At 38.8% G+C, this 6,344-nt stretch carries 4 protein-coding genes and 1 pseudogene; all 5 read left to right on the forward strand.

What is annotated here, in order from left to right:
• Positions 1 to 43 precede the first annotated feature (43 nt).
• Positions 44 to 1,309, forward strand: a complete 1,266-nt coding sequence (locus HKI82_RS03345) for a maltoporin (protein WP_102939564.1) — start codon at positions 44 to 46, stop codon at positions 1,307 to 1,309.
• A 166-nt stretch (positions 1,310 to 1,475) separates the two neighbouring features.
• Positions 1,476 to 3,209: a methyl-accepting chemotaxis protein gene (locus HKI82_RS03350; protein WP_171137190.1), complete on the forward strand. Its 1,734-nt coding sequence runs from the start codon at positions 1,476 to 1,478 to the stop codon at positions 3,207 to 3,209.
• Positions 3,210 to 3,252: 43 nt separating this feature from the next.
• Positions 3,253 to 3,772, forward strand: a pseudogene (locus HKI82_RS03355) (GDP-mannose 4,6-dehydratase).
• A 54-nt stretch (positions 3,773 to 3,826) separates the two neighbouring features.
• On the forward strand, positions 3,827 to 4,879 hold the full coding sequence (locus HKI82_RS03360; RefSeq protein WP_102939562.1) for a UDP-glucose--hexose-1-phosphate uridylyltransferase: 1,053 nt from the start codon (positions 3,827 to 3,829) through the stop codon (positions 4,877 to 4,879).
• Positions 4,880 to 4,965: 86 nt separating this feature from the next.
• Positions 4,966 to 6,126, forward strand: a complete 1,161-nt coding sequence (galK, locus tag HKI82_RS03365) for a galactokinase (protein WP_102939561.1) — start codon at positions 4,966 to 4,968, stop codon at positions 6,124 to 6,126.
• Positions 6,127 to 6,344 lie beyond the last annotated feature (218 nt).

A 6,344-nucleotide genomic window follows, 5' to 3' on the forward strand; every position in this document is an offset into this window, starting at 1 on the left:
TTTACTCGGCCAATAACATCAAGTAATACAAAAGGGAATAAACATGAAAAAAGCATCATTGGCAGTCGCTATTATAGCTTCTTTATCTGCTACTCAAGTACTAGCAGTAGATTTCCACGGTTATGTGCGAGCTGGTTTGGGAGCTAGCGCTGATGGCGGTGGTACCAAAGCTGGGGATGAATTTAATAAAACAACTTTAGGTCGCTTAGGGAATGAATATGATACATATTCAGAAATAGGATTAGGTCAAGAGTTATTTAATAAAGATGGTCGTTCAATGTACTTTGAAAGTATGTTTGAAATGTCTTCTGACGGTAATCTTGAAACGGAGTCGAGCAAAAAAGATAGTGCCAACTTCGCGATTAAACAGTTAAACATTCAAGCAAAAGGTTATATTCCAGCGTCTCCTGAAGCAGTTATTTGGGCTGGTAAGCGTTTCTATCAACGTCATGACATTCATATTATTGACACCAAGTATTGGAATGTTTCTGGTTATGGTGTAGGTGTAGAAAACATTAAATTGGACACTGGAGCGTTATCCACTGCAATTATTCGTGCAGATAACGCGCTTTCAACTTGGGATTCTAGCGGTAATGAAACAAGTTACGGTGATTTAAACACTTATTTCTTAGATATGCGTTATTCCGGATTTGCGCCTTGGGAAGGCTCATGGACAGAATTTGGTATCGATTACGCACTTGTTAATCCAACAGATGAGCAAGAGGCATTAACAGAGGATCTAAAAAATGGATTGATGTTAACGGCAGAAATAAGCCAAAGTTTCTCAATGGGTTGGAACAAGTTTGTTCTTCAATATATGGATAAAGGCTTAGCGCAAAACGCTATCTCCCAAGGTGGTGGTTGGTACGATATTTGGAGTGGTGATGTAAGTGAAGCGAAAGGTTATCGTTTCATTAGCACTGGTGATTTAAACATCACCGACAACTTCATAATCAATCATGTGTTGACATACGGTCAAGCGAAAGACCATGGTGATTGGTTAGATAAAGAAGACCTTTTCTCTTTTGTGGCTCGTCCTACTTATAACTGGTCAGCTTATAATAAAACTATTTTCGAAGTCGGTTATTTTGATCAAGAGAAAACATGGGACTCAGGTTCTTCTGACAAATCTAGTGGGACTAAATTTACGATAGCACATGCAATCTCAGCAGGTGATTCAATTATGGCTCGCCCTGAGATCAGATTCTTTGCTAGTTACTTCAAAGATAATGAAAATGATAACACCTTCGACAATGGTAAGAGCGCTGACACCATTAGTTATGGTGTACAAGTTGAAGCTTGGTGGTAATTCAAAAGTAATGAGTTAAATTTTGCTACAGGTCAGGCAATAATTGCCTGACCTACTGACTAGTTTTTCTTTGTTTCTTTTTATCAAACTGGATATTTATATTTCTTGTGAATGATCAGGATATAACTCTATTCCCACTTTAATAATCTTTTGTTTTGGATCTTTTATGAAACCATTGTCGTTGAAAAATAAGATTATCGCTCTGTTTGTTATGTCTTTACTAATAACTGTTGTTGCGGCTTTTTTCAGTGTTAAGTTTGTAATTGGTGACTATATTAACAAATCTTACGACAGTCGCATGGTTAGTAATGTAAATTTGATTAGCAGTGAAATTAAGCAATCACTCGAGAGAGACATCTCAGTTATAGAAAGTCTTGATTTTGGTATAATCGGTATTCGTGATACCCAACAAAAGCTTGGTTATGAACAAGTTGTTAAGCTAATTAACAAGACTGCACTAAGTGATAAAGGCAGTTTGAACAAAGAGCAATCTCAGTATTTTATAGATTTAGCTCGTGATCATGAAGAAGGAATAAAACTTACTCAGATTTTTTCTGAAACTGGTCAAGCAAAAGTCATTGTTTCTAAGAAGAAAAATGGAGTAGTAGATTTTTTTACCATCGACCTTAGTTTAATCGATGGGTTAATTAAACGATATAGTATTCCTGGAGTTTATTTTGAGCTGCTTGATGGGCAGAGTAATACTATTTATTCAACAGGTAAAGAAAACTTAGATCTAAAGAAAATCGATATAATTACTGTTGCTGATTCTAAATGGTATTTACGTTCGTATATTGATTACAGCTATATTGATAGTATTACAGGAAGAATAAACCAAGATATTACTAAATACATGTCGCTTTGCGCATTTATGATGTTAGTCGTTAGTTTATTAACACTGAATATTCAACTGAATCCCTTGTCAAAATTGAAAATATTAGTTGAAAGCTTAGCTGGTAGTGATGCAGATTTGACACAGAGAATAGAGCTCAATCGAAAAGATGAGATTGGAGATATTTCCAAATCAGTAAATATCTTTATCGATAATCTACAGTCTTTATTTCTAAACATTGCTAGTTCTAATCGCTCTTTGAATGATGCAAGAGAAGAGCTTGATATACATATAGGTCGAAATGTATCGACGGTCGCTAGATATAATGCTCAAAGTAAAAGTCTGTCGGAAGCTATTGACGATATTCGTCAATCCTCTTTAGATGTCCAAGAGCAAATAAAACAGTCAATGGAACTTGCTGAGCAAGTCAGTTATCAGGTTCGCGAAACTTCACAAAAAGGAAGTTTCGTGGAAAAAATCGTAATTACTCTAAGTGATGATACAGAGAAGATCTCTTCGTTAATTGGGGGTATGGATACTGTCACTAAGGGCATAAGTAATATCCTAAATACTATTCAAAAAATTGCCGATCAGACTGATTTACTGGCGTTAAATGCTTCCATAGAAGCGGCTCGGGCAGGCGAGGCCGGAAAAGGGTTTGCAGTTGTTGCTGAAGAAGTACGGGTACTCGCTTCTAGGACAAGAAGTAGCACCACAGAAATTGATGAATTTCTAGACCAATTCTCTAGTTCGTCAGATCAAATAGTAAGCCAGATGTCTCAAGTATTGAAAAATAGTGAGTTGAATCGAAACAGTACGTTAGATGTTATTAATCAAATTCAATTGGTTGAAAAGGTTGTAGGTCAAATCAACATGATTAATTCAAGTATTTCTATAGCCGCTGACAACCAATGTACGAATATGGACAAGTTGAATGCTGAAATACAATTAACTAACAATCTGAGTGATGAAATTACTGATAGCGCCAGTTCGATTGCTCGTGTCCATGGCGACATTGGTCAAGTTTCCTCGGCGCTAACAAAAGACGTATCAATTTTCAAAGTTTAACTACGCAGTTTAATAATTTGAAACCAGTTTAGGAGATCCAGCAGTGGCAGTACTTATTACAGCTGGTATGGGTTACATCGATAGTCACATTTGTGTACAGATGATGGAAGCAGGTCTTGAACCAATTACTGTTGATAACTTGTTCAATTCAAAGGTCGAAGTTTTAAACAGAATTGAAGCGATAACTGGTAACCAACCTAAGTTTTAGCAAGGAGACATTCGAGATGAAGCCTTCCTAGACTCAGTTTTTGCTGAGCATGATATTTAAGCAGTGATTCATTTTGCTGGCTTGAAAGCGGTTGGTAAAAAAAACAGGATTACATATCTATAACCTAGGTACCGGCAAAGGCTATAGCGTATTTGAAATGGCGGAAGCATTTGGCGTTGCTTGCGGTAAACCTGTTCCCTATAAAATCTGTCCCCCGCAGATCTGGTGATATTGCAGAATGTTGGGCCAGTACTGGCAAGGCAGAACGAGAGTTAGGTTGGAAAGCTACACGCAGTGTTGCTGAAATGACGCTAGATACTGGAAGTGGCAGTCTAACAACCCACAAGGTTATTAATTTCATCCGTTGTAGTATTTCGGATTAGCATGAATAAATAGTTGAGTAAGTAAAATGTCAAACGTTGAATTTAACCCAGTTGATCATCCTCACCGCCGTTACAATCCATTAACTGGTCAATGGATTTTAGTTTCGCCGCACCGAGCAAAACGTCCGTGGAGTGGCGCGGATGAAAAACCCGCAACTGATGAACTATCTGTATATGACGACAAATGTTTCCTTTGCCCGACAAATGAGCGTATCTCTGGTGATGTAAACCCAGATTACCAAGGCTCGTATGTATTTAAAAATGACTTCGCGGCTCTAATGGTTGATTCGCCGGATGCACAAGTATCAGACGATCCATTATTTCAAATCCAAGGTGTACGTGGTTTGAGCCGAGTGATTTGTTTTTCTCCCGATCATAGTAAAACTCTACCTGAACTGTCCGTGGAAAAAATCCGTGGAGTGATTGATACATGGAACGAGCAAATTGAGGAGTTAGGGAAAGAGTATATTTGGGTCCAGGCATTTGAGAATAAGGGGGAAACTATGGGCTGTTCTCAGCCTCATCCTCATGGTCAAATCTGGGCGAACAGTTTCTTGCCAAACGAGATCGAACGCAAAGAGAAACATCTAAAATCTTACTATCAGAAACACGGTAGTAACTTACTGGTGGATTATGTACAAGCCGAGCTAAAAGAAGATACCCGTATCGTCGTGGAAACTGAGCATTGGGTGGCTGTTGTCCCTTACTGGGCTGCATGGCCATTTGAAACGATGCTCCTCCCCAAAACACACATTCGTCGTTTAAGCGAACTAAATCATGAGCAGCGTGATGATCTTGCTGTCGCCATAAAAAAACTGACTAGTCGTTACGACAATTTGTTCCAATGTTCTTTCCCATACTCTATGGGTTGGCATTACGCTCCTTTCTTTGAAGCTGGCACAGATCTTGACCACTGGCAACTGCACGCATTGTTCTATCCCCCGTTATTACGCAGTGCGACTGTACGTAAGTTTATGGTGGGTTATGAAATGTTGGCTGAAAGTCAGCGTGATTTAACGGCTGAGCAAGCGGCTGTACGTTTACGATCTCTAAGTGACATTCACTATAGAGAACAGTAATCATGCTCTGGAACCCATCCTTCAATCCCTTATCTTGAGTATGGTTTTCGGGCATCTAATTCGTACTTTTTATCTGAGATTTAACTATGTTTGAACTAATCCAAAATGTGAAAGCTTCCTTTGAACAAGTGTTGGGATATAAAGCGACTCATATTATCCAGGCCCCTGGGCGGGTTAATTTGATTGGCGAGCACACAGATTACAATGATGGCTTTGTATTACCATGTGCTATCGATTATCAAGCTGTTGTAGCTGCTTCTATGCGTGATGATCAGCTAGTGCGAGTAGTTTGTGTCGACTACGGCAATGCTATAGATGAATTTGATCTTACAAAAGAGATCACATTCCAAGAAGGCAAGATGTGGGCAAACTACATTCGCGGTGTAGTTAAATGTTTATTGCAGATAGGCTACCCAATTAAAGGTGTAGATATATCTGTAAGCGGCAACGTCCCGCAAGGTGCAGGATTGAGCTCTTCAGCAGCGCTTGAAGTTGTTATCGGTCAGACCTTTAAGGAATTGTTTAAATTAGAACTTAGTCAATCTGATATAGCATTGATTGGACAGCAAGCAGAAAATGAATTTGTTGGGTGTAACTGTGGTGTTATGGATCAAATGATTTCTGCTGAAGGGCGTGAGTATCACGCAATGTTACTGGATTGTCGCAGTCTCGAAACGAAAGCAGTACCAATACCAGAAGATTTGGCAGTCGTTATCATTAACTCTAATAAAAAGCGTGGGTTAGTCGATAGTGAATACAATACGCGTCGAGATCAATGTGAGGAAGCTGCACGTATTTTTGGAGTAAAGGCATTACGTGATGTGAATATTGAAGAGTTTGAGAAACGTAAAAGTGAACTCGATGATGTGGTAGCAAAACGTGCTCGTCATGTCATTACAGAAAACATGCGTACTTGTGAGGCTGCGAAAGCTCTCAGCTCTAATAATATTAAGCGCCTGAGCGAATTGATGGCAGAGTCGCATGTTTCTATGCGAGATGATTTCGAAATTACGGTTGATGAAATCGATAAATTGGTTGAAATGGTCAGAGAAGTGATAGGCGATAAAGGTGGAGTTCGTATGACTGGTGGTGGATTTGGTGGATGTGTCGTTGCCCTAGTACAGATTGAACTTGTGGAAACTGTGAAAAAAACAGTTGAATCCAGATATGAACTAGAAACAGGTCTAAAAGAATCTATCTACATTTGTAAGGCAAAAGAAGGTGCGGGTTTAGTCCATTCACGCTGAGTCAAAGTCAATTAATGAGTTATTAAATAGGTACCACTGTATATACCTTCTATTGGCGTGTTGCCAAGGTCGTTCGAAGGAGCGACCTTTTTTTATTAACACTTTGTTTGCCGTTTAATATGGGCTTATTGTAAATAAGCCGTATCGAATTTGTGTTAAAGCGAAACAAGATGAAATCAGATGTAATACTTTTACTTCATGAACTTATGTATAAGCCG

The organism is Vibrio plantisponsor (assembly GCF_013041605.1).
In the GTDB taxonomy this organism is placed as follows: Bacteria; Pseudomonadota; Gammaproteobacteria; order Enterobacterales; family Vibrionaceae; genus Vibrio; species Vibrio plantisponsor.

What these genes read in the sequence shown, in the direction of transcription:
- HKI82_RS03345 (WP_102939564.1), top strand. Translation starts at nt 44, where the DNA reads ATGAAAAAAGCATCATTGGCAGTCGCTATTATAGCTTCTTTATCTGCT.
- HKI82_RS03350 (WP_171137190.1), top strand. Translation starts at nt 1,476, where the DNA reads ATGAAACCATTGTCGTTGAAAAATAAGATTATCGCTCTGTTTGTTATG.
- HKI82_RS03360 (WP_102939562.1), top strand. Translation starts at nt 3,827, where the DNA reads ATGTCAAACGTTGAATTTAACCCAGTTGATCATCCTCACCGCCGTTAC.
- galK (WP_102939561.1), top strand. Translation starts at nt 4,966, where the DNA reads ATGTTTGAACTAATCCAAAATGTGAAAGCTTCCTTTGAACAAGTGTTG.